Here is a 22,327-nt window from a genome sequence, read left to right as displayed (position 1 = left end):
GGGCGGGGGAACTCCATAGTGCGTCTAGGGGGAGGGAGGTTGGATCAGCCGCGCAGCAGCTCGGAAATCTCCTGCGTCCGCTGTTCCAGCAGGGCCGCATCGCCGCGGGTTTCCACGTTCAGGCGCAGCAGCGGTTCGGTGTTGGAACTGCGCAGGTTGAAACGCCAGTCGGCGAATTCGGCGCTGACGCCATCGGTGTAGTCCAGCGACGGCGCGTGCGAGGCGAAGTGCTCCATCACCCGCGCCACCGCCGCCTTGGCGTCGGCGACCTTGAAGTTGATCTCGCCGCTGCACGGGAACTTGCGCATGCGCGCCTCGACCAGGTCGGCCAGCGAGCGGCCGGACTGCGACACCAGCTCGGCGATCAGCAGCCACGGGATCATGCCCGAGTCGGCATAGGCGAACTCGCGGAAATAGTGGTGCGCGCTCATCTCGCCGCCGTACACGGCGTTCTCGCTGCGCATCTTCTCCTTGATGAAGGCGTGGCCGCTCTTGCACAGCACCGGGATGCCGCCGGCCTCCTCGACCTGTTCGATCGTGTTCCAGGTCAGGCGCGGGTCGTGCACGACCTTGCCGCCCGGCTGCTTGGCCAGGATCGCCTGCGCCAGCAGGCCGACCAGGTAGTAGCCCTCGATGAAGCGGCCGTCGGCGTCGAAGAAGAAGCAGCGATCGAAATCGCCATCCCAGGCGATGCCGAAGTCGGCGCCGTGTTGCTTGACCGCGTTGGCGGTGGCGGCGCGGTTCTCGGGCAGCAGCGGGTTGGGAATGCCGTTGGGGAAGTGGCCGTCCGGCTCGTGGAAGACGCGCACGAACTCGAACGGCAGGTGCGGCGCGAGCAGGTCGATGATGGCGCCGGCGCCGCCGTTGCCGGCGTTGACCACCAGCTTCAGCGGCTTGAGCGTGGCGCGGTCCACGTAGCTGAGCAGGTGCTCGATGTAGGCGCTCTTGTCCGGGCGGTGATGCTCGGCGGCGGTCGGGTCAGCGGCCGGCCCGGTATCGGCGGCGACGGTGTCGCGGATTGCGAACAGGCCCGTGTCGGAGCTGATCGGGCGCGCGTTCTCGCGCACCAGCTTCATGCCGTTGTAGTCCATCGGGTTGTGGCTGGCGGTGACCATCACGCCGCCGGCCGCCTGCAGGTGGTCGGTCTGGAAATACACTTCCTCGGTGCCGCACAGGCCGATGTCGATCACCTCGCGGCCGCTGGCGCGCAGGCCGGCCGACAGCGCGTCCTGCAGCCCCTGGCTGGCCAGGCGCACGTCGTGGCCGACCACCACCGGACCGCTGTCCAACTGCCCCGCCAGCGCCACGCCGATGCGGCGCGCCAAGTCCTCGTTCAGTTCGTCGGGAACGCGACCGCGGATGTCGTAGGCCTTGAATGCGGGAAGCGACATGGAGGAGGGTCTCTGAGTTGGGGGAAACCCGAGTGTAACGTTACGGCGCTTAATCGGTCGTTGCGGCGGTGCGGCGGGGGTCGCAGTCCCCGAGCGGCTAAACTAGCTGTCTACATTCCAATGCGGAGCTGGCGAATGGGCGACACCTCTACCCCTGCGGGCGGGCGGCGCGGCAAGCTTTTCCCCGATGCGGCCACGGCGCTGGCCGATGTGGTGGCGGACGGCCAGACCCTGGCGGTCGGCGGGTTCGGCCTGTGCGGCATTCCCGAGGCCTTGATCGCGGCCTTGCGCGACAGCGGCGTGGGCGGTCTCACCGTGATCTCCAACAATGCCGGCGTCGATGGCTTCGGCCTGGGCCAGCTGCTGGCGACGCGGCAGATCCGCAAGATGATTTCGTCCTATGTCGGCGAGAACAAGGAGTTCGAACGCCAGTACCTGGCCGGCGAGCTGGAGCTGGAATTCAACCCGCAGGGCACCCTGGCCGAACGCCTGCGCGCAGGTGGCGCCGGGATTCCCGCGTTCTTCACCGCCACCGGCTACGGCACGGTGGTGGCCGAGGGCAAGGAGACCCGCGAATTCGACGGCAAGCACTACGTGCTGGAGACCGCGTTGCGCGCCGACGTGGCCCTGGTCAAGGCGTGGAAGGCCGATGCCGCCGGCAACCTGGTGTTCCGCAAGACCGCGCGCAACTTCAATCCGGCCTGTGCGATGGCCGGCAAGCTCTGCATCGCCGAGGTCGAGCAGGTGGTGGAGACCGGCAGCCTGGATCCGGACCAGGTGCACCTGCCGGGCATCTACGTCGACCGCATCGTGCACAACCCGCATCCCGAAAAACGCATCGAACAGCGCACCCTGCGCCAGAAGGACGCCTGACATGGCCTGGACCCGCGACGACATGGCGCAGCGCGCCGCCCGCGAACTCACCGACGGCGCCTACGTGAACCTGGGCATCGGCCTGCCGACCCTGGTCGCCAACCATATTCCCGACGGCGTGGACGTGTGGCTGCAGTCGGAGAACGGCCTGCTCGGCATCGGCCCGTTCCCGAGCGAGGACGAGGTTGATGCCGACCTGATCAACGCCGGCAAGCAGACCGTCACCGCCCGCGCCGGCGCCAGCTACTTCGGCAGCCACGACTCCTTCGCGATGATCCGTGGCGGCCACATCGACCTGGCCATCCTCGGCGCGATGCAGGTCAGCGCGCAGGGCGACCTGGCCAACTGGATGGTGCCCGGCAAGATGGTCAAGGGCATGGGCGGGGCGATGGACCTGGTGGCCGGGGTCAAGCGCGTGGTCGTGCTGATGGAACACGTGGCCAAGGACGGCAGCCACAAGATCCTGCCGGCCTGCGACCTGCCGCTGACCGGCGTGGGTGTGGTCGACCGCATCATCACCGACCTGGCCGTGTTCGACGTCACCGACAGCGGCCTGGTGCTGGTGGAAACCGCCGAGGGCGTGGACGAGGCGGAGCTGGTCGCCAAGACCGGCGTGCCGTTCCGGCGCGCGTAAGCGCTGCGTCGGCGCCGTTCAGGCGCTGCGCTGCGCGTAGGCGTAGCCGGTGGCTGCTGGTGGTGGCTGGCCGAGCAGCTCGGCCACGGTGGCCACCCGGTAGCCGGCACGCTCGGCCAATGGCGCCGCCAGTCGCTCCACCGCGTGCGCCAGGGTGGCGTCGAGTTGCCCTTGCTCCGCCTCGAATTCCGACGGGCACAGGCCGCTGTCCAGCAGCGGCCGCAACGCGTCCAGGCGCGCCCAGAACATGCTGCCCGAGATGAACTGCGCCTGCGCCAGGCGCGCGTCGCTGTGGCCGGTGCGGCGTAGCAGATAGTCGGCGGCCGCGCGGTTGCCGCCCCAGAATTCGGTCAACGGCAGCAGGTGGCCTTCGGGCGCGACCAGGCCGAGCGCAGGATCCTGCGCGAAGGCTTCGAGCACGCGCGCGGTGCGGTCGGCGCCGGCCAGACGTTGCAGCAGCTCGGAGCGCCAGGCATCGCCGTTGTGCAGATGGGTGCTGCGCTTGGTGTGCAGCTTCAGTACCACGTCCACGCCGTCGCGCAGCAGCCGCTCGGCCGCGTGCAGGAACGGCAGGATGTCGCGGCCGCGGTTCTCCAGCACCATCACGTCGTGCGGGAACGCACAGGCGCGCAGGTGCGCGCGCACCGCATCGGCCTGCTCGGGCGAGGTGGTGACCAGCAGGCGCCACGACAGGGCGCTCGCCGCCAGTTGCGCCAGCAGTTCGGGCAGCACCTCGGGATAAAAGGCGTGGATGATCGCGTGCGGTGTCGTGTCGCGTGCCGGCAGCGGCGTCAGCGCGCGCCGGGTGGCGTCGAGATAGGCGTGGCCCAGCCGCGCATCCGGTTCCAGCACGGCACCTTCGGCCCACTCGTTCCAGGCGTTGACGAACACCAGGCGCTGCTCGGCGCGCCGGCCCTGCAGTCGGGTATGGATGGTGGTGCGCAGCCAGTCCTCATAGCCGCGCGGTGAGGCGTGCAGATAGACGCGGCCGGCGCCCGGGCGGCGCGCTTCGTTGTCCCAGCCCGGGTTGACGCCCGGATACAGCAGATAGTCGGGCAGCGGGCGTGCGGCGATCTCCGCGGCCAGGGCGCGCCAATCCAGCACGGCGCCGCTGTAGTCGGGATTGAGCAGTTGCTGGTCGGCGGCCAGCGAACGCGGATTGCTCATGTTCGGCGGGAACTCGACCGCCGCGTCGAAGCCGATGTCGCGCGGGTCCGGCCGCTCGAAGCCCTGCACGTAGGCCAGGTGCAGTTCGCCGATGGCGTGCGCCCGGCACCAGTCGCGCCAGCGCGTGGCGGTGGCCCGCGGATCCGGCAGCAGGTGCGGGCGGTACACCAGCAGCATCGGCCGGCCGTCCACGCGCAGGCAACGCGGGTCGCGCAGGTAGTCGGCGACGTGCGCGATGAAGTCCAGGTCGTCCTGCGCGCTGTGCGCCTGCGCCATCAGCACGTCGTCGCCGCGGCCGTCCCAGCGCCGCGACCACTGCTCGTTGGCCCAGCACAGGCAGAACGGCAGCTCCAGCGTGGGATCGTCCAGCCACTGCCGCAGCGGTGTCTCCAGCAGGGTCTTGCCGCCGAACCAGTAGAAGTAGAAGCAGAACGCGCCGACGCCGTACTGATTCGCCAGGGCGACCTGCTGCCGCATGCTGTGCGGATTGCGCAGGTCGTAGAAGCCCAGGTCGGCCGGCAGGCGTGGCTGCACGTGTCCTTCGAATTGCGGCAGCGCGCGGGTGACGTTGCGCCATTCGGTGAAGCCGGTGCCCCACCAGGCATCGTTCTCCGGAATCGGATGGAACTGCGGCAGGTAGAACGCCACCACGGTGGCCGGCAGCGGCGAGGGCAACGGGATCTGCTGCGAAGGCACGTACCCGATCGCAGGTTCGTCGGCGCGCGCGCGCGGCCGGCGTTCGCCGTGTCCGGCGGCGGCGCGGCCACGCGGCGGTGGCGGCACCAGGTCAGCATGGCGATCGAGGAAGCGCGCGCGCAGGCGGTCGCGCTGCGCCGGCGCCAGCGGCAGGGCGCGGAAGCCGGCGCGCAGGGCGAGGTACAGCGCGGTCTTCAGGCGCGTGGGCAGGCCTGCGCTCACAGGTTCTGGTAATTCGGCCCGGAGCCGCCTTCCGGTGTCACCCAGTCGATGATCGCGTAGGGATCCTTGATGTCGCAGGTCTTGCAGTGCACGCAGTTGGCGGCATTGATCTGCAGGCGCTTGCCGGCCGCGTCGTCGACGATCTCGTACACCGCCGCCGGGCAGAAGCGCGTGCAGGGGTTGCCGTATTCCTCGGTGCAGCGGGTCACGCAGATCTGCGGATCGAGCACGTGCAGGTGCACCGGCTGATCCTCGTCGTGCTCGGTGGCGGCGAAGTACACGCCCTGCAGGCGGTCGCGCGGGGCCAGCTCGCGCTGCGCGTAGTCGCGCTTGGGCTGCTCGTGCTCGCCCAGCCGGTCCAGGCTCTTCCAGTCGGCGCCGACCTTCAGCGTCCACGGCGAGGCGCCCTTGACCAGGGTCTCCCACGCGCCGTTGAGCAGGCCGAACCATAGGCCCTTCTTGAAGCCGGGCTTGATGTTGCGCACCTGGCGCAGCTCGGCCATCACCTCCGAGTCGCGCAGGCGCGCGTCGAAGCCGGCCGGGTCGAGCGCGGCGCCGGCGGCGAGGTGTTCGGCGGCGAGCATGCCGCTGCGGATCGCCTGGTGGGTGCCCTTGATCTTGGGCACGTTGAGCAGGCCGGCGGTGTCGCCGATCAGCAGCGCCCCGGGCATCTCCACCTTGGGCAGCGACTGCCAGCCGCCGCTGGCGATGGCGCGGGCGCCGGCCGAGAGGATGCTGCCGCCTTCCAGCAGCGACTTCATCATCGGGTGGTTCTTCCACTGCTGGAAGGCTTCCCACGGGCGGTACTCGGGATCGCGATAGTCCAGGCCGCTGACATAGCCCAGCGCCACCTGGTTGTTCTCCAGGTGGTACAGGAAGCTGCCGCCATAGGTCTTGCTGTCGGCCGGCCAACCGAGGGTGTGCACGATCTTGCCGGGGCTGACGCGGCCCTCGGGCAGCTGCCACAGCTCCTTGATGCCGATCGAGAACGCCTGCGGATCGTGGCCGGCGTCGAGCGCGAAGCGCGCGATCAGGCGCTTGGTCAGATGCCCGCGCGCGCCCTCGGCCAGCACCGTGACCTTGGCGCGGATGTCGATGCCGGCGGTGTAGCCCGGCTTGTGCGATCCGTCCTTGGCCACGCCCATGTCGCCGATGCGCACGCCCAGCACCGTGCCGTCTTCGGCGTGCAGGGTCTCGGCGGCGGCGAAGCCGGGGTAGATTTCCACGCCCAGCGCTTCGGCCTGCGGCGCCAGCCAGGCGCACATCGCGCCGAGGCTGACGATGAAATTGCCGTGGTTGCGCATGCCCGGCGGCACCATCGGGAACTTGTGTCCGCCGTCCTTGCTGAGGTACCAGAACTCGTCCTCGGCCGCGGGTACGCAGATCGGCGGCGGGTTGTCGCGCCAGCCCGGCAGCAGCGCATCCAGCGGCGCCGGTTCGATCACCGCGCCGGACAGGATGTGCGCGCCGATGGTGCTGGCCTTCTCGATCACGCAGACCGAGATGTCGGGGTTGAGCTGCTTGAGCCGGATCGCGAACGCCAACCCGGCCGGGCCCGCGCCGACGGTGACGACGTCGTACTCCATGACGTCGCGCTCCACTGGCTCCGGCGCGTTGGCGCCGCCCTCGGTTCCCGTCATCTGCTCCGCTCCCGTTGGCTCGTTCTGGCTGCCTGCATTTTCAGGGTTTGCGCGTGAAGGGGCAAATTCCGCACGCAGGCGTATGGTGGCGCCCGGCATGCTAGCGTGGCCCGATGGAACTGGACCTGCCCGGCGCCGATGTGCGCTGGTACCCCGAATGGCTGGACCCGGCCGCGGCGGCAGCGCTGTGCGCGCAGTTGCTGCACGAGGTGCCGTGGGAGGTGCATCGCATCCGCCTGTTCGGCAAGCTGGTCGACTCGCCGCGGCTGAGCTGCTGGATCGGCGATGCCGACGCCAGCTACCGCTACTCCGGCACCCGTTTCGCGCCGCATCCGTGGCCGGCGGCGCTGCGGCCGTTGCGTGCGCGGCTGGCGGCCGAGACCGGGGTGGAATTCAACAGCGTGCTCGCCAACCGCTACCGTGACGGCCGCGACGCCATGGGCTGGCACAGCGACGACGAGCGCGAACTCGGCCCGGCGCCGGTGATCGCCTCGCTGAGCCTGGGTGCCACGCGCCGCTTCGTGCTGCGCCATCGCCAGCAGCCGGCGCTGCGCCAGGCGCTGGAACTGACCTCCGGCGGGCTGCTGCTGATGGCGGGCGAGACCCAGCGCCTGTACCGGCACGCGCTGCCACGCACCGCCAGGCCGGTGGGGGAGCGGATCAACCTGACGTTTCGCCGGATCGTCTAGCGCCCACCCTTCTCCCACTGGGAGAAGGTGCCCCGTAGGGGCGGATGAGGGTCGGGTGGCTAGGGCGGTATCTGGGGGGATGACTCCGCGGCCGCCGCACCCTCACCCCCGACCCTCTCCCGGTGGGAGAGGGGAGCAAAGCGGCACCGTTGCCGTCGGATGCCTTGACTCCTTCTCCCACCGGGAGAAGGTGCCCCGAAGGGGCGGATGAGGGGCGGGTGGCTAGGGAGGTATCTGGGGAAATGACTCCGCGGCCGCCGTACCCTCACCCCCGACCCCTCTCCCGAAGGGAGAGGGGAGCCATTCAGCGCCGCGGCGGCTTCGTGCTCGCCGGCGGCGGCACGGTGGGCGCCAACGCGGTGGCGGCGTCGGCCTGGCCCTGCTGCAGGGTCCAGCCGACCACGTCGTGGCCGAGTTGCGACATGGCCTGGCCGAAGGCGTCGACCACCTGCGATTCGGCGGTGCCGGCGGCAGGCTGGGTCACCAGGAACGTGCGCGAGGCGACCACGCGCTGGTCGGCGCTGTACAGCAATTTGGCATTGAGTTCGATGGTCGCCGACGGCACCGTGCGCCCGGCGTAGTCCGATTCGAAGCGGCGCAGGTCCAGCAGCAGCTTGTAGTCGGCGCGAATGCCGGTGCCGAGCCGGGCCACGCCCGGAATGCGCCCGGAATCCTCGAACGCGCGCAGCAGCATGTCCTCGAGCATGTCGGTGGCCGGCTGCGCCCAGCTGACGCCGCCGTACACCTGCAGTTCGTCCGGCGTCGGGCGCACCGCGATGCGCGCACTGTCGACCACGCGCGCGGCGCTGGGCTTGGTCAGCGCCAGTTGCCAGCGCACCTGCGGCCAGGCCGGGTCCGCGGTCACCCGCACGTCCGGCGCGTAGATCGTCACCGGCTCCTTGTTGCCGCCGGTCAGCGAACAGCCGGCCAGCAGCAGGGCCGGCACGGCGAGCAGGAGGAAGGCGCGCATCGGCTTCATTTGGGTTTGAACTCCTTCGGGGCGTCGCGGCCGAGCAGGTAGCGCGCGGGGTTGTTGTCCAGGCGGTCGCTGACCCGGCGCAGGTCGCGGATCAGGCCGCGCAGTTCGGTCAGGGTCGGGCCGAGCTGGCCGAGGCCGTCGTTGGCGAAGCTGTTGATCGCCGAGCGGTTCTCGCCAAGGATCTTGTCGGCATTGCCTGCGGCCGAATCCAGCTTGCTCAGCGTGTCCTCCAGCTTGTTCAGGATCGGCGGCAGCTGCTGCACCAGATTCTGGTCCAGGCGCTGGATGGTGCCGTTGGTGGTCTTGAGCGTGGTGTCCAGGTTGCGCGCGGCGTCGCGCGCGCTGACGATCAGCGACTGCATGCCCTGGTCGCGGTCGGCCAGGCCGCCGCTGATCGTCTCCAGGTTGTGCAGGGTGGCGGTGATGCTGGCCACGTTGCGGTCGCTGAGCACCTCGTCCAGGCGCTCGACGATGCGGTTGGCGGTGTCGGTGATGTTCTGCAGCGCCGAGGGCGTGGTCTGGATGATCGGCGCGTCGCTGTTGTCGATCGAGGTCAGCGTCGGCGCTTCCGGCGTGCCGCCGGAGAGCTGGATGATCGACGGGCCGGTCAGGCTGGTGATGCCCAGCTTGGCGCGGGTGTCGCTCTTGATCGGCGTGGTCGAGTTGACCCGGATCCGCGCCACCACCTGGCGCGGGTCGTTCGGCGCCAGGGTCAGCTCGGTGATCGACCCCACCGCGATGCCGTTGTACTGCACCGGGCTGCCGACCGACAGGCCGGTCACCGCCTCGCGGAACACCACGCGGTATTCCTGCCAGGTGCGGTCGGAGGAGTACTTGGCGGCCCAGAGTCCGAACAGCAGCAGCGCGATTCCCACCACGATGGTGAAGGCGCCGATCAGCACGTAATTGGCTTTGGTTTCCATGGGCTCAGGGGGTCTCGGTCCAGGCGGTCTTGGCATCGCGTGCGGCGCGGGCGCGCGGGCCGTGGAAATACTCTTGGATCCACGGATGGTCCACTTGCTCGATCTCGGCCAGCGGCGCGTTGGCGATGACCTTGCGGTCGGCCAGCACCGCCACGCGGTCGCAGATAGCGTACAAGGTGTCCAGATCGTGGGTGATGAGGAACACGGTCAGGCCCAGCGCTTCCTGCAGGGTGCGGATCAGCCGGTCGAAGGCGGCCGCGCCGATCGGGTCCAGGCCGGCGGTGGGTTCGTCCAGGAACAGCAGCGGCGGGTCCAGCGCCAGCGCGCGCGCCAGCCCGGCGCGCTTGCGCATGCCGCCGGACAGCTGCGAGGGCAGCTTGTTCAATGCATCGGCGGGCAGGCCGGCCAGCTTCACCTTGAGCAGCGCCAGTTCGTAATGCCAGCTGTCGGGCAGTTCACCGAAATGCTCCTTCAGCGGCACCTGCACGTTCTCGCCGACGGTCAGCGAAGAGAACAGCGCGCCGTCCTGGAACAGCACGCCGGTGTTGCGCTCCACGTGCAGGCGATCGGCGCGGCGCCCGGAATCGGTATCCACGCCGAGCACCTGGATCTTGCCGGCATCGGGGTCGCGCAGGCCGAGGATGGTGCGCATCAGCACCGACTTGCCGGTACCCGAGCCGCCGACCACGCCGAGGATCTCGCCGCGGCGCACGTCCAGGTCCAGGTCCTCGTGCACGGTCTGGCTGCCGAAGCGATTGACCAGGCCGCGGACGGAGATGGCCAGTTCCTGGTCGGGAGTCGGGAGTGGGGAATCGGGAATGGTCAAGGCGCGCACTCCCGGCCGACGTCGCTGACGCAGCCGGCGTTCCCCATTCCCGATTCTCGATGTTCGATTCCCGGCTTCAACTCACCACCCCATGTTCATGAACCACAGCGCGGCGATCGCGTCGATGATGATCACCAGCGAGATCGTCTGCACCACGCTGGAGGTGGTGCGCTCGCCGACGGACTGGGCGGTGCCTTCCACGCGCAGCCCTTCCAGGCAGCCGATCAGGCCGATCACGATGGCGAAGATCGGCGCCTTGGACAGGCCCACCAGCATGTGCCGGATCTGGATGGTGTCGTGCATGCGCGCCAGGTACATCTGCGGCGGGATGCCCAGGTCGAAGGCGCCGACGGTGACGCCACCGGCCAGGCCGGCGATCATCGCCACGAAGGTCAGCAGCGGCAGCATCAGCAGCAGCGCCACCAGCCGCGGGATCACCAGCAGGTCCATCGGATCCAGGCCCAGGGTCTGGATCGCGTCGACCTCTTCGCGCGCCTTCATCGCGCCGATCTGCGCGGTGAAGGCGCTGGCGGTGCGTCCGGCCAGCACGATCGCGGTCAGCAGCACCGCGAACTCGCGCAGGAAGGCGATGCTGACCAGTTCCACCACATAGATCTCGGCGCCGAAGTCGCGCAGGATGGTGGAGCCGAGGAAGGCGATCACCGCGCCGACCAGGTAGGACAGCAGCGCCACCAGCGGCACCGCGTCCAGGCCGACCTGCTCCATGTGGTGCACGGTGGCGGTCAGGCGGAACCGGCGCGGCGCGTGCAGCAGCCGCAGCAACTTGACCAGGGTCTCGCCAAGGAAGCCGACCAGGGCGACGATTTCCTTGCCGTTGCGGTGGACCGCGTAGCCCAGGCGCTCCAGCGCCGCGGCGAAGCCGTAGTCGCGCTTGTGCTTGGGGCGGTCGTCGGCCACGTCCTCGATGGTGGAGACCAGCGCGCGGTGATCCTGGCGGAAATCCAGCGCCTCGTGGGCGATGCCGTTGCGCGTGGCGTAGCGCATCAACTGCAGCACCCCGGCCGAATCCAGCTGGGCGATGCCGCTGGCGTCGATGCCGGTGGTGCCGGCCGGCATGCCGCGCAGCACTTCCGAGGAGGCCAGGGCCGTGGCCAGGGTCCAACTGCCGGTCAGCCGCACCCGCGAGGGGTCTCGGTCGTCCTGGCTGAGTTTGGGCGGTTGCGGTTCGATCATGGGGGCGTCCGGTGCGCGAGCATACCTGTTTCGCCCGTGTTGCAGATGTGGTGATCGCGACGGGTGGCCGGGCGCGGCGTTCGCGCCATACTAGCCGACATGCCCGCCGCTCCCACCGTCAGCCCCTCCGCCACCGCGACCTACGCGCAGCGCATCGCCTTCGTCTCCGACATCGCCGGGCGACTGCACACCTATGGCACCACCGCGCAGCGGCTGGAGGCGGCGGTGGTGGCACTGGCGCAGCAACTGGACCTGGACTGCGAACCCTGGTCCAACCCGACCGGGCTGATCCTCAGCTTCAGCGACCCGACCAAGGCGATCGGCTCCAGCGACATCACCCGCGTGGTGCGGCTGGCGCCGGGCGACAACGACCTGCACAAGCTCAGCGTCGCCGACCGCATCGCCGACGACGTGGCCAGCGGGCGCATGAGCGTGGCCCAGGGCCACACCGCGCTGCGCCAGTTGGACCAGCCGCCGGGACCGCGCTGGATCGCGATGCAGGTGCTCGGCTTCGGTCTGGCCGCGGCCGGCGTGGCCGGGCTGTGGCGCCTGCCGTGGCTGGACATCGCCACCGCCACCGCGATCGGCCTGCTGATCGGCGTGCTCACCCAGCTCACCGACAAGCGCCCGGCGACCAAGGAAGCCAACGACGCGCTGGCGGCGCTGCTGGCCGGTTTCGTCGCGACCCTGGTGGCCAGTTTCGTCGCGCCGCTGAATCTCAATACGGTGATCATCGCCTCGCTGGTGGTGCTGCTGCCGGGTATGGCGCTGACCAATGCGGTCAACGAACTGACCAGCCAGCACTGGGTCTCGGGCACGGCGCGCTTCGCCGGTGCGGTCACCACCATCGTCAAGCTGACCGTCGGCGCGGTGATCGCGGTGACCCTGGCGCAACTGCTCGGCCTGGAGCCGATGGTGCGCGCGTCGCGGCCGCAACACGGCTGGGTGGAATGGGCCTCGCTGCTGGTGGCCGCCTACGCGTTCGCGCTGCTGTTCAAGGCCAGCGGTCGCGATTATCCGTTCGTGATGGCCGCTTCGGTGGCCGGCTATACGATCGCGCGCTTCGCCGGCGACGCCTGGGGCAGCCCGGTCGGCATCTTCCTGTCGGCGATGGTGCTGACCGCGGCCGGCAATCTGTTCGGGCGCATCGTGCAGCGGCCGGGGGCGCTGGTGCGGCTGCCGGGCATCATCATGCTGGTGCCCGGCAGCGCCAGCCTGCGCGGGTTGCTGACCCTGGTCCAGCAGCAGGACGTGCTCGGCGGACAATCGGCGCTGCTGACGGTGACCAATATCGTGATGGCGCTGGTCGCCGGCCTGTTGTTCGGCAATCTTCTGGTGCCGGCGCGCAAGAATCTTTGAATCCGGTAATAAAAAACGCCGGCATGCGCCGGCGCTTTTCGTCGGTATTTCCGTTGCCGGATCAGGCTTTCGGCGCGGTGCTCTTGCTGGCCTTCTTGGCGACGCGCTTGACCGCCTTCTTGGCGGTTTTCTTGGCCGGTGCGGCGGACTTGGCAGCGCCACCGGCGATCAGGAAATCCTCGACCTTCTTGCCCTTGGCGACCAGGTCGGCCAGCCAGCGCGGCTGCTTGCCGCGGCCGGTCCAGGTTTCGGCGGCATTGGCGGGATTGCGGTATTTCGGCGGTACCTTGCCCAGTTTGCGGCCCGGCTTCGGGCCCGGCTTGCCGGCCTTGCGGCCGCGTGCGGCGGGAGCGCCGCCGAAGACTTCCTCGATGCTGTAGCCGTGGCTCTTGGCCAGACGGGTCAACTGGGTGCGGACCTTGGCGATGGGAGTGCGCTTGGCGACGATGGACTGCTGCTTCTTGGCGGTCTTGATGAGGGCGCCCAATTGCTTGGCCGACAGGCCGCTGAGATCGATGGTCATCTTTACTCCGGAAAATGGGTGGTGGCCTTCCGCCATTCCCTGGCAGCGCAGAATCATAATGATGCCGAATCGGCTTGACAAATATCCGGCTTATTCGCGTCCGGGTATCTGCGAACGCAATCCCCTGGAATATGTCCTTATGGATTCATGCCGGACGTATTCAATTGCGGCGATACCCTGTCGGTTTCGCCCATGTGGCGTGATGGTGGCGTAAAGAAAAAGGGCCGGGATATCGTCCCGGCCCTTTGGTCATGCCTGCAATCGGGCCAGCAAGGTGGCACGATCCAGGTGTTCGGCATCGCCGCCGCTGCGCGCGCGATATTCGAAGGTGCCGGCGGCCAAGCCCCGTTCCGAGACCACCACCCGGTGCGGCACGCCGATCAGTTCGATATCGGCGAACATCGCGCCGGGGCGCAGGCCGCGGTCGTCCAGCACCGCGTCCAGCCCGGCCTGCTGCAGTTCCGCCAGCAACGCTTCGCCGGCGGCGTCCACCGCCGCGTCGCGCTTGGGATTGATCACGCACACCGCCACCGTCCACGGCGCCATCGGCTGCGGCCAGCGAATGCCGACGTCGTCGTGGTTCTGCTCGATCGCCGCGGCGACGATGCGGGAAATGCCGATGCCGTAGCAGCCCATCGCCAGCGTCACGGTCTTGCCGTTCTCGTCCACCACGGTGGCGTCCAGCGCCTGCGCATACTGGCGGCCGAGCTGGAACACATGGCCGACCTCGATGCCGCGCGCCAGGCGGATCTCGCCGCCGTCGTGGGCGCGTTCGCCTTCGACCACGTTGCGCAGGTCGGCGACGGCGTCCGGTTCCGGCAGGTCGCGGCCCCAGTTGACCCCGGCCAGGTGGAAGCCGGACTCGTTGGCGCCGACCACGAAGTCGGCCAGCGCCGCCACGTCGCGGTCGGCGACCACGCGGATCGGCTGGCGCGGGCCGAGCGGGCCGAGGAAGCCCGGTTCGCTGCCCAGGTGCGCGCGGATCTCGGCCTCGTTGGCCATGCGGTAACCGGCCAGGCCGGCGACCTTGCCCAGCTTGATCTCGTTGATCGTGTGATCGCCGCGCACCAGCGCCAGCACGAAGGTCTCGCCGGCCATCACCGCCACCGACTTGACCGTGCGCTGCAGCGGGATGCCGAGCAGCTCGGCTACCGCCTCGCAGGTCTTCTGGGTGGGCGTGGCGACCTTGCGCAGGTCCTCGCCTGCCGCCGCGCGCGGCGCCGGCGCTGCGGCGATCGCCGCCTCGACGTTGGCCGCGTAGTCCGAGCCGGTGGAGAACGCCAGCGAATCCTCGCCGGAGGCGGCCAGCACGTGGAATTCCTGCGAGGCGTCGCCGCCGATGTCGCCCGAATCGGCCTGCACCGCGCGGAACTGCAGGCCCAGGCGGGTGAAGATGCGGGTGTAGGCCGCCTTCATGTTCTCGTATTCGCGCGCCAGGTCCTCGTCGCTGAGGTGGAACGAATAGGCGTCCTTCATCAGGAACTCGCGCGCACGCATCACCCCGAAGCGCGGGCGGATCTCGTCGCGGAACTTGGTCTGGATCTGGTAGAAGTTGACCGGCAGCTGCTTGTAGCTGCTCAGCTCCTGCCGCGCGAAATCGGCGGCGGCCTCTTCGGCGGTTGGGCTGTAGCAGTAGTCCTGTTCCTTGCGGTCCTGCATGCGCAGCATCAGCCCGCCGAACTTGCTCCAGCGTCCGGTGGCATCCCACAGCTCGCGCGGCTGGATGGTCGGGAACAGCACTTCCACCGCGCCGGCGCGGTTCATTTCCTCGCGCACCACCGTTTCCACCTTGCGCAGCACGCGCAGGCCCAGCGGCGACCAGGTGTACAGGCCGGAGGCGAGCTTGCGGATCATGCCCGCGCGCAGCATCAGCTGGTGGCTGACCAGTTCGGCGTCGGCCGGGGTTTCCTTGGTGGTGTGCAGGTGGAACTGGGAAAGGCGCATCGAGGGGCTTCGCAGACGGCGGGTCGCCCATTTTGCCAGTCATTGCCGGCGCTGCGGGCATCGCCCGCGGCCGGCCCGGCGCGTTCGGGGTGCGTGCGGGTTACTTGGCGGGTGCGGCCGCCGGGGTGCAGTAGGCCTTGATCGCGGCCTCGGCCAGGGCCTTCTGCGAGGCGCGCTGGGATTCGTCCAGTTCCCCGTCCGGCTTGCCGTCGCCATCGCTGTCGGTGGTGATCTTGCCGGGCTTGTTGAGGATGTCCAGGTTCTTGCGCGCGGTCAGGCACTGGCCGTTCTCGGCCGGGGCCGCCGCGGGCGTCTCGGCCGGGGCGTCGCCGCGGGTGTCGACCTTGCGGACCTGGTACTTGCCGCCGGCGGGCGGGGTCTCGGCATAGTGGGTGACGCCCTGCGCGTCCTTCCATTGGTACAGGGTGGTGGCGCCGAGCATGCCGCTGACGGCGAGCAGGGGCAGGCAGCAAAGCCGGGGCAGGACGCGCATCTCGGTCTCCAGGGCGCGGCGGGAGCGCCGATTGCAGCACCCGCCGACGGGCCTGGCAAGTCGATTAGACTGACGGGATGGACCCATCCCGACCGCCCCCCCGTTCGCGCACCATCTACCTGCTGCCGAACCTGTTCACCACCGCCGGCCTGTTCTCCGGTTTCTACGCCATCATCGCCGCCGCCAACGGCCAGTTCGTGCACGCCAGCGTGGCGGTGTTCGTGGCCGCGGTGATGGACGGGCTGGACGGGCGCGTGGCGCGGCTGACCGGCACCAGCAGCGAATTCGGCGTGCAGTACGACTCGCTGGCCGACCTGGTCAGCTTCGGCATGGCGCCGGCGCTGGTGATGTACCACTGGTCGCTGTCGGCGCTGAAGTTCGACGGCAGCATGCTGGGTCGGGTCGGCTGGTCGGCGGCGTTCCTGTACGCGGCCTGCGCCGCGCTACGCCTGGCCCGCTTCAATACCCAGGTCGGCACGGTCGACAAGCGCTGGTTCGTGGGCCTGGCCAGCCCGGCCGCGGCGGGGCTGATGATGGCCTTCGTGTGGTCCTTCGCCGACGGCTCGCTGGGCTGGGACGGCGAACAGCTGCGCTACGTGGCCCTGGGCCTGACCGTGACCGCGGCACTGCTGATGGTCAGCCGCATCCGCTTCTGGAGCTTCAAGGGCAGCGGCGAGAAGGACCCGCGCACCGACCGGGTGCCGTTCCTGATGCTGGTGCTGGCGCCGATCGTGCTGGCGGTGCTGGTCATCGACCTGGCGCGGGCGCTGCTGGCGATCGGCGTGCTGTACGCGCTGTCCGGGCCGTGCCTGTGGCTGTGGCGGCGCTGGCGCAGGGTGCCGGACGCGGCATGAGCGAGCACGCGTCCGGACATGCGCCGTTGTGGTCGGCCGAGCAGGTCGGCTGGCTGCAGGCGCTCGGCCACACCGTCTACGTGGACGCCGCGGCCGTGGTCGAGCCCGAGCCCGCCGCGTCGCCGGCGATCGAGCCGGCGGCGCCGGTGCAGCGCGCGCCATCGGCATCGGCGCCGCCACGTGGCGGCCTCGCCGCCGACATGCCGGCCGGCGACGCACCGGAGCGGCGGCGGGCATCCGCGCCGCCGGCACCGACGGTGCAGCCGGACGCGGTGCGAGCGGCGCCCACGGCAGGGGCGCGCCGGGTCGGGTTGCGCCTGCCCGACCGCCTGCAGATCGCCCTGCTGCGCGCCTCCGGCCTCAATCCCAACGATCCGGCCACGCAGGCGCTGATGGCGACCTGGCCGCTGGACGAACTGCGTGGCAATGCCGCGGCCAAGCGCGCGCTGTGGCCGCAGCTGCGCGCGCTGCGCAAGCGGGTGCCGCGATGAGCGCGCTCGGCTCGGCACCGGCGCCGACGGCCACGCTGCGTGCCTTGCGCGAGGCCGATCTGGACGCGGTGATGGAGATCGAGCGCCGCGCCTATCCGTTCCCCTGGACCCGCGGCATCTTCCGCGACTGCCTGCAGGCCGGCTATCCGGGCTGGGTGCTGGTGGAGGAGGGCACGATCGTCGGCTACGGGGTGATCAGCGTCGCCGCCGACGAGGCGCACATCCTCAACGTCTGCGTGGCGCCGGAGCGGCAGTCGCGCGGCTACGGCCGGCTGCTGCTGCGCGCGCTGATCAAGTACGGCGTCGACCTCGGTGCGCGCCGGGTGTTCCTGGAAGTGCGCCCGTCCAATCCCAACGCGATCGCCCTGTACCACAGCGAAGGCTTCAACGAGATCGGCCGGCGCCCGCGCTACTACCCGGCCGCGAACGGTCGCGAGGACGCGCTGGTAATGGCGATCGAGCTGTTCTTCGACGGCATGTCCTGAGATCCCTGCGCGTCCGCCGCGGGCGACGTGCGGTCCTTCGTGCGCTGCCGTCACTTGTGTGCGGACAGCGTCGGCGCACGCGGCCGATGAGGGGATGGTGGATGGCGCTGGCCTGTGCCCGGGCGGCGCAACGGCACTGCGCCGCGCGCGACACCGCATGAGCTGAGCGATCCCGCTGCAGGCGGTCGGGGGTGGTGCCGGCAGCACGTTCGCTGCGGTGATCGCGCCTGCGTGCCGCGCGCCGCTGTGCAAGGCCCGGCGCGCGCCCAATCGCCTTGGCGGCTTTTTCCGGTGTTTTTGCGCGGTTGCAGGCGAGCCGCGGAATGTCGCCTGCTGTCGGTGGGACAGCGTTGTTGTCCCGCAGCGATGGCGTCGCGGCGCACTGTCGCGCGCGGGCGATTCGTTCGATGCGGCTCACATATCGTGCGGTTGGATCGTGCGTTTCTCCATCGTCTCTTTACACGGGCTACGCGCTCCCTACAGTGCGCGCCTCTTCGGCGCCTGCCTCCCACGAAGGCATGACCCGCAGTTGTCCGAGGGGACAGCGATCGCGCAGGCGTCGCCGTGCATGCCGCTGTGGCGGAGCGCGCGCGCCTGCGTCCAAACCACGCATGCTCACGAGGTTTCCAGGATGACCACGCAGTCCCGCATCGCTCCATCGCCGCGCTCGCCGCTGCGCACGTTCGGCCTGGCCCTGTGCCTGGCCGGCATCGCTGGCGCCGCCCAGGCCGACGCCAGCCTGGAGGTCGCCAGCACCGGCTGGGCCACGCAGAACGGCGGCACCAAGGGCGGTTCCAAGGCCGCCGCGGCCGACGTCTACAGCGTCAGCACGGCGGCGCAGCTGAAGGCTGCGCTGAAGGCCAGCGCCGGCAGCAATGGCCGCATCATCAAGGTCAACGGCATCATCGACATCAGCGAAGGCACCCCGTACAGCACCACCGCGGACATGAAGAGCCGCGCACGCCTGGACATCCCGACCAAGACCACGCTGATCGGCGTGGGCAGCAACGCCGAGATCCGCGAGGGCTACTTCTACGTCAAGGCCAACGACGTGATCGTGCGCAACCTGACCATCGAGAACCCCTGGGATCCGCAGCCGGTGTGGGATCCGGACGACGGCAGCGCCGGCAACTGGAATTCCGAATACGACGGCATGACCATCGAGGGCGCCAGCAACGTGTGGGTAGACCATGTGACCTTCACCGACGGCCGCCGCACCGACGACCAGAACGGCACCGCCAACGGCCGGCCCAAGCAGCACCACGACGGCGCGCTGGACATCAAGAAGGGCGCCAACTACGTCACCGTGTCCTACTCGGCGTTCAAGTCGCACGAGAAGAATAACCTGATCGGCTCCAGCGACAGCGCCTCCAGCACCGACAGCGGCAAGCTCAAGGTGACCATCCATAACACCCTGTTCGAGAACATCTCCGCGCGCGCGCCGCGTGTGCGCTTCGGCCAGGTGCACCTGTACAACAACTACCACGTGGGCAGCACCAGCCACGCGGTGTATCCGTTCTCCTACGCGCACGGCGTCGGCAAGGAGTCGAAGATCTTCTCCGAGAACAACGTCTTCGACATCAGTGGTGTGAGCAGCTGCGACAAGATCGCGGCCGACTACGGCGGCAGCGTCTACCGCGATTTCGGCTCGTTGCTCAACGGCAAGGCGCTGACCTGCTCCTGGAACAACAGCATCGGCTGGACCCCGCCGTACACCTACTCGCTGCTGCCGGCGAACAAGGTGGCCGCCGACGTCAAGGCCAAGGCCGGCGCCGGCAAGCTCTGAAGGATCGCTGCGCCGCCGCCTGGAAGACCGGGCGGCGGTGTGGTGGTGCGGCAATTTCGGCAGCGCGTCGTAGGAGCGGCTTCAGCCGCGACCGGGCGTTCCCATGAAAACCAGGTCGCGGCTGAAGCCGCTCCTACGGTGGCGTGATCGCGCTGCTCCTACAGCTTGGCGCGCTGCGCGCGCAGGCCGTCGAGCTGCGCGCTCCAGTCGATCAGGCGCTGGCGTTCCTGCTCGACCACCGCGGCCGGCACCTTGTCGGTGAACTTGCCCAGCTTGGCCTCGCTCTTGTCCTTCTCGGACGCGACGCGCGCGATCTCCTTGTCCAGGCGCAGGCGTTCGGCATCCAGGTCGACCAGCCCTTCCAGCGGCACCAGCAGCTTCAGCTCGCCGACGATCGCGGTGGCCGCGGCCGGCGCCGCGGCACCATCCTGCAGCCACTCAATATCGTCGAGCTTGAGTAGGAAGCGCAGCTGCGGCGTGAACCGTTCTACGCGGGCACGGTCTTGCGTCCAGTAAGAGGGAGCGGACTTTTCGGAAACCACCGTGGGGTTATCAATCTGCGCACGATCCTGTGCCTGGCCGCCCTGCAGCAGCAGCGGCACCTGCCGCGACGGCGCTACCTGCAATTCGCTGCGCACGCGGCGCAGCGCCGACACCATCGCCTTCAGCCATTCCACGTCGGCCGCGGCGCCGGCGTAGGCGGCCACGTCCATCGCCGCCGCGTCCGGGTACGGCTGCAGCGAGATGGTCGGCGCGGCGATACCCAGGCGCGGCGCCACCTGCTGCCATAGTTCCTCGGTGACGAACGGGGTCAGCGGGTGCAGCAGGCGCAGCAGGGTCTCCAGCACGTGCAGCAGGGTGTGGCGGGTGCTGTCGGCGGCGGCCGCGTCGTCGCCGCTCAGCGCCGGCTTGGCCAGTTCCAGGAACCAGTCGCAGAACTCGTTCCAGGCGAATTCGTACAGGCACTGCGCCAGCAGATCGAAGCGGTATGCGGCGAACTGCGCCTGCGCCTCGGCGGTCACCGCCTGCAGCCGCAGCAGGATCCATTTCTCGGCATCGGTGACCGGCTCTTGGGACTCCCGAATCCCCACTCCCGAATCCCCGCCCGGCGTGTTCATGAGCACAAAGCGGCTGGCGTTCCACAACTTGTTGCAGAAGTTCTTGTAGCCCTCGGCGCGGCCCAGGTCGAACTTGATGTCGCGGCCGTGGCCGGCCAGCGCGGCGATGGTGAAACGCAGCGCGTCGGCGCCGTGGGCGACGATGCCGTTCGGGAATTCCTTGCGCGTGGCCTTCTCGATCTTCTCGGCCATGCGCGGCTGCATCAGGCCGGTGGTGCGCTTGGCGACCAGGTCCTCGATGTCGATGCCGTCGATGATGTCCAGCGGATCAAGCACGTTGCCCTTGGACTTGGACATCTTCTGCCCGTCCTTGTCGCGGATCAGGCCGGTGATGTAGACGTCGCGGAACGGCACCTTGCCGGTGAAGCTATCGGTGGCCATGATCATGCGCGCCACCCAGAAGAAGATGATGTCGAAGCCGGTGACCAGCACGCTCGACGGCAGGTAGCGGTCGAAGCCGCGCTCGGCCATCGCCTGCGGATCCGGCCAGCCCATGGTCGCGAACGGCCACAGCTGCGAGGAGAACCAGGTCTCCAGCACATCGCTGTCCTGGTGCAGGGCGACATCGGCAGCCAGGCCGCCCTTGGCGCGTGCGTCGGCCTCGTCGCGGCCGACGTAGCAGTTGCCGGCGTCGTCGAACCAGGCCGGGATGCGATGGCCCCACCACAGCTGGCGGCTGATGCACCAGTCCTGGATGTTCTCCATCCAGTGGCGGTAGGTGTTGATCCAGTTCGGCGGCACGAACTGGATCTGCCCGGACTCGACCAGCTCCAGGCCGCGCTTGGCCAGCGCGTCCATCTTCACGAACCACTGGTCGGTGAGATACGGCTCGATCACCTGGCCGGTGCGATCGCCGCGCGGCACCTGCAGCTTGTGCGGCTTGGTCTCGACCAGGATGCCGAGGTCTTCCAGATCGGCCAGCACCGCCTTGCGCGCGTCGAAGCGGTCCAGGCCGCGGTATTTTTCCGGGACGCTGTCGTTGAGCGCGGCGGTCGGGGTGAACAGGTTGATCATCGGCAACCCATGCCGCACGCCGACCTGGTAGTCGTTGAAGTCGTGCGCCGGGGTGACCTTGACCACGCCGGTGCCGAACGCGCGATCGACGTAGTCGTCGCCGATCACCGGCACGCGGCGGCCGGTCAGCGGCAGCGTCACCGTCTTGCCGATCAGGTGCGCATAGCGCGCGTCCTCCGGGTGCACCATCACCGCGGTATCGCCGAGCAGGGTTTCCGGGCGGGTGGTGGCGACCACCAGGTAGTCGCGGGTCTCGCGCAGGGTCTCGTTGCCGTCGGCGTCGTGCTCGACGTGTTCGTAGCTGGCGCCGTCGTCCAGTTTGTAGGCGATCGACCACAGGAAGCCGTCTTCCTCGACGTTCTCCACTTCCAGGTCGGAGATCGCGGTCTTCAGCACCGGGTCCCAGTTGACCAGGCGCTGGCCGCGGTAGATCAGGCCCTGTTCGTGCCAGCGCACGAAGGCCTCGACCACCGCCGCCGACGGCTGCGGATCCATGGTGAAGGTGCTGCGCGACCAGTCGGCGGAGGTGCCGAGGCGGCGCATCTGCCGCTCGATGGTGTCGCCGGAGTGCTGCTTCCACTCCCAGACCTTGGCGATGAAGCCGTCGCGGCCCAGCGAATCGCGGGTCTCGCCCTTGCCTTCCAGCGTCAGGTTGCGCGACACCACCATCTCGGTGGCGATGCCGGCATGGTCACTGCCGACCTGCCACAGCGTGTCGAAGCCGCGCATGCGGTGGTAGCGCACCAGCGCATCCATCAGCGTCTGCTGGAAGGCGTGGCCCATGTGCAGCGTGCCGGTCACGTTCGGCGGCGGCAGCAGCACCGTGTACGGCGTGCCCTGCCCGGACGGCGTGAAGTAACCGGACGCTTCCCATTGCGCGTACAGGCGCGATTCGAAGGACTTGGGATCGTAGCTGGAGGCGAGGGTGGTCATGGGCTGGGAATCGGGGATCGGGAATGGGGAATCGATGGAGCGCAGAGCGGGAGCCGCCTCAATGCGGCGCTTGGAGAAACGATTCCCGATTCT

19 protein-coding genes are annotated in these 22,327 nt (G+C 69.3%); 8 read left to right on the top strand and 11 right to left on the bottom strand.

All coding sequences use genetic code 11. The annotated features are described in order from the left end of the window. Positions 1 to 44: 44 nt before the first annotated feature. Positions 45 to 1,391 carry a phosphomannomutase gene (locus tag M3U25_RS14180; RefSeq protein WP_355503058.1) on the bottom strand — a complete coding sequence of 449 codons (1,347 nt, stop codon included), beginning with the start codon at positions 1,389 to 1,391 and terminating at the stop codon, positions 45 to 47. A gap of 135 nt (positions 1,392 to 1,526) precedes the next feature. Here M3U25_RS14180 and M3U25_RS14175 point away from each other — a divergent pair, with 135 nt between their 5' ends. Both M3U25_RS14175 and M3U25_RS14170 read left to right on the top strand, forming a co-directional pair. Beyond that, positions 1,527 to 2,264, top strand: a complete 738-nt coding sequence (locus tag M3U25_RS14175; protein ID WP_160948137.1) for a CoA transferase subunit A — start codon at positions 1,527 to 1,529, stop codon at positions 2,262 to 2,264. Between the two features lies 1 nt (position 2,265). Further along, positions 2,266 to 2,898, top strand: a complete 633-nt coding sequence (locus M3U25_RS14170) for a CoA transferase subunit B (protein WP_355503061.1) — start codon at positions 2,266 to 2,268, stop codon at positions 2,896 to 2,898. 18 nt (positions 2,899 to 2,916) lie between these two features. On the opposite strand, the gene M3U25_RS14165 is transcribed toward M3U25_RS14170, so the two are convergent. Together M3U25_RS14165 and M3U25_RS14160 are read right to left on the bottom strand one after the other, a co-directional pair. After that, positions 2,917 to 4,983 carry a glycoside hydrolase family 99-like domain-containing protein gene (locus tag M3U25_RS14165; RefSeq protein ID WP_355503063.1) on the bottom strand — a complete coding sequence of 689 codons (2,067 nt, stop codon included), beginning with the start codon at positions 4,981 to 4,983 and terminating at the stop codon, positions 2,917 to 2,919. Further along, a complete protein-coding gene (locus tag M3U25_RS14160; RefSeq protein WP_355503065.1) occupies positions 4,980 to 6,623 on the bottom strand; it encodes an electron transfer flavoprotein-ubiquinone oxidoreductase in 1,644 nt (547 codons plus the stop codon). Before M3U25_RS14160 ends, M3U25_RS14165 begins: the two co-directional genes overlap by 4 nt. Positions 6,624 to 6,736: 113 nt before the next feature. On the opposite strand from M3U25_RS14160, the gene M3U25_RS14155 reads away from it, so the two are divergent. After that, a complete protein-coding gene (locus tag M3U25_RS14155) occupies positions 6,737 to 7,312 on the top strand; it encodes an alpha-ketoglutarate-dependent dioxygenase AlkB (RefSeq protein ID WP_355503067.1) in 576 nt (191 codons plus the stop codon). 304 nt (positions 7,313 to 7,616) lie between these two features. Here M3U25_RS14155 and M3U25_RS14150 read toward each other — a convergent pair whose 3' ends face one another. From M3U25_RS14150 to M3U25_RS14135, 4 genes are all read right to left on the bottom strand, one after another. Further along, positions 7,617 to 8,291 (bottom strand): ABC-type transport auxiliary lipoprotein family protein, encoded by a 675-nt coding sequence (locus M3U25_RS14150; RefSeq protein ID WP_355503069.1) that lies wholly within the window; start codon positions 8,289 to 8,291, stop codon positions 7,617 to 7,619. After that, positions 8,288 to 9,214, bottom strand: coding sequence for an MlaD family protein (locus tag M3U25_RS14145; RefSeq protein ID WP_242081818.1), 927 nt, complete (start codon positions 9,212 to 9,214; stop codon positions 8,288 to 8,290). The genes M3U25_RS14150 and M3U25_RS14145 overlap by 4 nt, the downstream gene beginning before the upstream one ends. Positions 9,215 to 9,218: 4 nt before the next feature. Continuing rightward, complete coding sequence (locus tag M3U25_RS14140; protein WP_355503072.1) at positions 9,219 to 10,040, bottom strand: ABC transporter ATP-binding protein; 822 nt, start codon at positions 10,038 to 10,040, stop codon at positions 9,219 to 9,221. An 81-nt stretch (positions 10,041 to 10,121) separates the two neighbouring features. Continuing rightward, positions 10,122 to 11,234 (bottom strand): ABC transporter permease, encoded by a 1,113-nt coding sequence (locus M3U25_RS14135; RefSeq protein ID WP_355503074.1) that lies wholly within the window; start codon positions 11,232 to 11,234, stop codon positions 10,122 to 10,124. Between the two features lie 99 nt (positions 11,235 to 11,333). Between M3U25_RS14135 and M3U25_RS14130 the strand changes: the two genes are divergently transcribed. Beyond that, a complete protein-coding gene (locus tag M3U25_RS14130; protein WP_160948130.1) occupies positions 11,334 to 12,593 on the top strand; it encodes a threonine/serine exporter family protein in 1,260 nt (419 codons plus the stop codon). Positions 12,594 to 12,654: 61 nt separating this feature from the next. Here the strand turns inward: M3U25_RS14130 and M3U25_RS14125 are convergent, their stop codons facing one another. The 3 genes from M3U25_RS14125 to M3U25_RS14115 all read right to left on the bottom strand — a co-directional run bounded on the left by M3U25_RS14125 (position 12,655) and on the right by M3U25_RS14115 (position 15,553). Continuing rightward, the gene (locus tag M3U25_RS14125) at positions 12,655 to 13,116 is read right to left on the bottom strand and encodes an H-NS histone family protein (protein WP_242159734.1); all 462 of its coding nucleotides are present in this window, start codon (positions 13,114 to 13,116) and stop codon (positions 12,655 to 12,657) included. 249 nt (positions 13,117 to 13,365) lie between these two features. Next, positions 13,366 to 15,060 (bottom strand): proline--tRNA ligase, encoded by a 1,695-nt coding sequence (locus M3U25_RS14120; protein WP_355503077.1) that lies wholly within the window; start codon positions 15,058 to 15,060, stop codon positions 13,366 to 13,368. A 100-nt stretch (positions 15,061 to 15,160) separates the two neighbouring features. Further along, positions 15,161 to 15,553: a DUF4124 domain-containing protein gene (locus M3U25_RS14115; protein ID WP_355503079.1), complete on the bottom strand. Its 393-nt coding sequence runs from the start codon at positions 15,551 to 15,553 to the stop codon at positions 15,161 to 15,163. A gap of 77 nt (positions 15,554 to 15,630) precedes the next feature. On the opposite strand from M3U25_RS14115, the gene pssA reads away from it, so the two are divergent. The 4 genes from pssA to M3U25_RS14095 all read left to right on the top strand — a co-directional run bounded on the left by pssA (position 15,631) and on the right by M3U25_RS14095 (position 19,169). Further along, positions 15,631 to 16,407 carry a CDP-diacylglycerol--serine O-phosphatidyltransferase gene (pssA, locus tag M3U25_RS14110; protein WP_355503081.1) on the top strand — a complete coding sequence of 259 codons (777 nt, stop codon included), beginning with the start codon at positions 15,631 to 15,633 and terminating at the stop codon, positions 16,405 to 16,407. Continuing rightward, entirely contained in the window at positions 16,404 to 16,898 is a 495-nt protein-coding gene (locus M3U25_RS14105; protein ID WP_355503083.1) for a hypothetical protein, read from the top strand. The genes pssA and M3U25_RS14105 overlap by 4 nt, the downstream gene beginning before the upstream one ends. Continuing rightward, on the top strand, positions 16,895 to 17,383 hold the full coding sequence (rimI, locus tag M3U25_RS14100; RefSeq protein ID WP_242159739.1) for a ribosomal protein S18-alanine N-acetyltransferase: 489 nt from the start codon (positions 16,895 to 16,897) through the stop codon (positions 17,381 to 17,383). The genes M3U25_RS14105 and rimI overlap by 4 nt, the downstream gene beginning before the upstream one ends. A gap of 631 nt (positions 17,384 to 18,014) precedes the next feature. Continuing rightward, complete coding sequence (locus M3U25_RS14095; protein WP_242159740.1) at positions 18,015 to 19,169, top strand: pectate lyase; 1,155 nt, start codon at positions 18,015 to 18,017, stop codon at positions 19,167 to 19,169. Positions 19,170 to 19,327: 158 nt separating this feature from the next. On the opposite strand, the gene M3U25_RS14090 is transcribed toward M3U25_RS14095, so the two are convergent. After that, complete coding sequence (locus M3U25_RS14090) at positions 19,328 to 22,234, bottom strand: valine--tRNA ligase (RefSeq protein WP_355503086.1); 2,907 nt, start codon at positions 22,232 to 22,234, stop codon at positions 19,328 to 19,330. Positions 22,235 to 22,327 lie beyond the last annotated feature (93 nt).

Origin of the sequence: Xanthomonas sp. PPL134 (genome assembly GCF_040595915.1) — a bacterium.
Taxonomy (GTDB): Bacteria; Pseudomonadota; Gammaproteobacteria; order Xanthomonadales; family Xanthomonadaceae; genus Xanthomonas_A; species Xanthomonas_A indica.
The sequence above is the reverse complement of the archived record's forward strand: the minus strand, read 5'-3'. Positions and strand labels throughout refer to the sequence as shown.

Excerpts from the sequence above, each read along its gene's own strand:
- M3U25_RS14180 (WP_355503058.1), bottom strand. The coding sequence starts at position 1,391 with ATGTCGCTTCCCGCATTCAAGGCCTACGACATCCGCGGTCGCGTTCCC.
- M3U25_RS14175 (WP_160948137.1), top strand. The coding sequence starts at position 1,527 with ATGGGCGACACCTCTACCCCTGCGGGCGGGCGGCGCGGCAAGCTTTTC.
- M3U25_RS14170 (WP_355503061.1), top strand. The coding sequence starts at position 2,266 with ATGGCCTGGACCCGCGACGACATGGCGCAGCGCGCCGCCCGCGAACTC.
- M3U25_RS14160 (WP_355503065.1), bottom strand. The coding sequence starts at position 6,623 with ATGACGGGAACCGAGGGCGGCGCCAACGCGCCGGAGCCAGTGGAGCGC.
- M3U25_RS14155 (WP_355503067.1), top strand. The coding sequence starts at position 6,737 with ATGGAACTGGACCTGCCCGGCGCCGATGTGCGCTGGTACCCCGAATGG.
- M3U25_RS14150 (WP_355503069.1), bottom strand. The coding sequence starts at position 8,291 with ATGAAGCCGATGCGCGCCTTCCTCCTGCTCGCCGTGCCGGCCCTGCTG.
- M3U25_RS14145 (WP_242081818.1), bottom strand. The coding sequence starts at position 9,214 with ATGGAAACCAAAGCCAATTACGTGCTGATCGGCGCCTTCACCATCGTG.
- M3U25_RS14135 (WP_355503074.1), bottom strand. The coding sequence starts at position 11,234 with ATGATCGAACCGCAACCGCCCAAACTCAGCCAGGACGACCGAGACCCC.
- M3U25_RS14130 (WP_160948130.1), top strand. The coding sequence starts at position 11,334 with ATGCCCGCCGCTCCCACCGTCAGCCCCTCCGCCACCGCGACCTACGCG.
- M3U25_RS14125 (WP_242159734.1), bottom strand. The coding sequence starts at position 13,116 with ATGACCATCGATCTCAGCGGCCTGTCGGCCAAGCAATTGGGCGCCCTC.
- M3U25_RS14120 (WP_355503077.1), bottom strand. The coding sequence starts at position 15,060 with ATGCGCCTTTCCCAGTTCCACCTGCACACCACCAAGGAAACCCCGGCC.
- M3U25_RS14115 (WP_355503079.1), bottom strand. The coding sequence starts at position 15,553 with ATGCGCGTCCTGCCCCGGCTTTGCTGCCTGCCCCTGCTCGCCGTCAGC.
- pssA (WP_355503081.1), top strand. The coding sequence starts at position 15,631 with ATGGACCCATCCCGACCGCCCCCCCGTTCGCGCACCATCTACCTGCTG.
- M3U25_RS14105 (WP_355503083.1), top strand. The coding sequence starts at position 16,404 with ATGAGCGAGCACGCGTCCGGACATGCGCCGTTGTGGTCGGCCGAGCAG.
- rimI (WP_242159739.1), top strand. The coding sequence starts at position 16,895 with ATGAGCGCGCTCGGCTCGGCACCGGCGCCGACGGCCACGCTGCGTGCC.
- M3U25_RS14095 (WP_242159740.1), top strand. The coding sequence starts at position 18,015 with ATGACCACGCAGTCCCGCATCGCTCCATCGCCGCGCTCGCCGCTGCGC.
- M3U25_RS14090 (WP_355503086.1), bottom strand. The coding sequence starts at position 22,234 with ATGACCACCCTCGCCTCCAGCTACGATCCCAAGTCCTTCGAATCGCGC.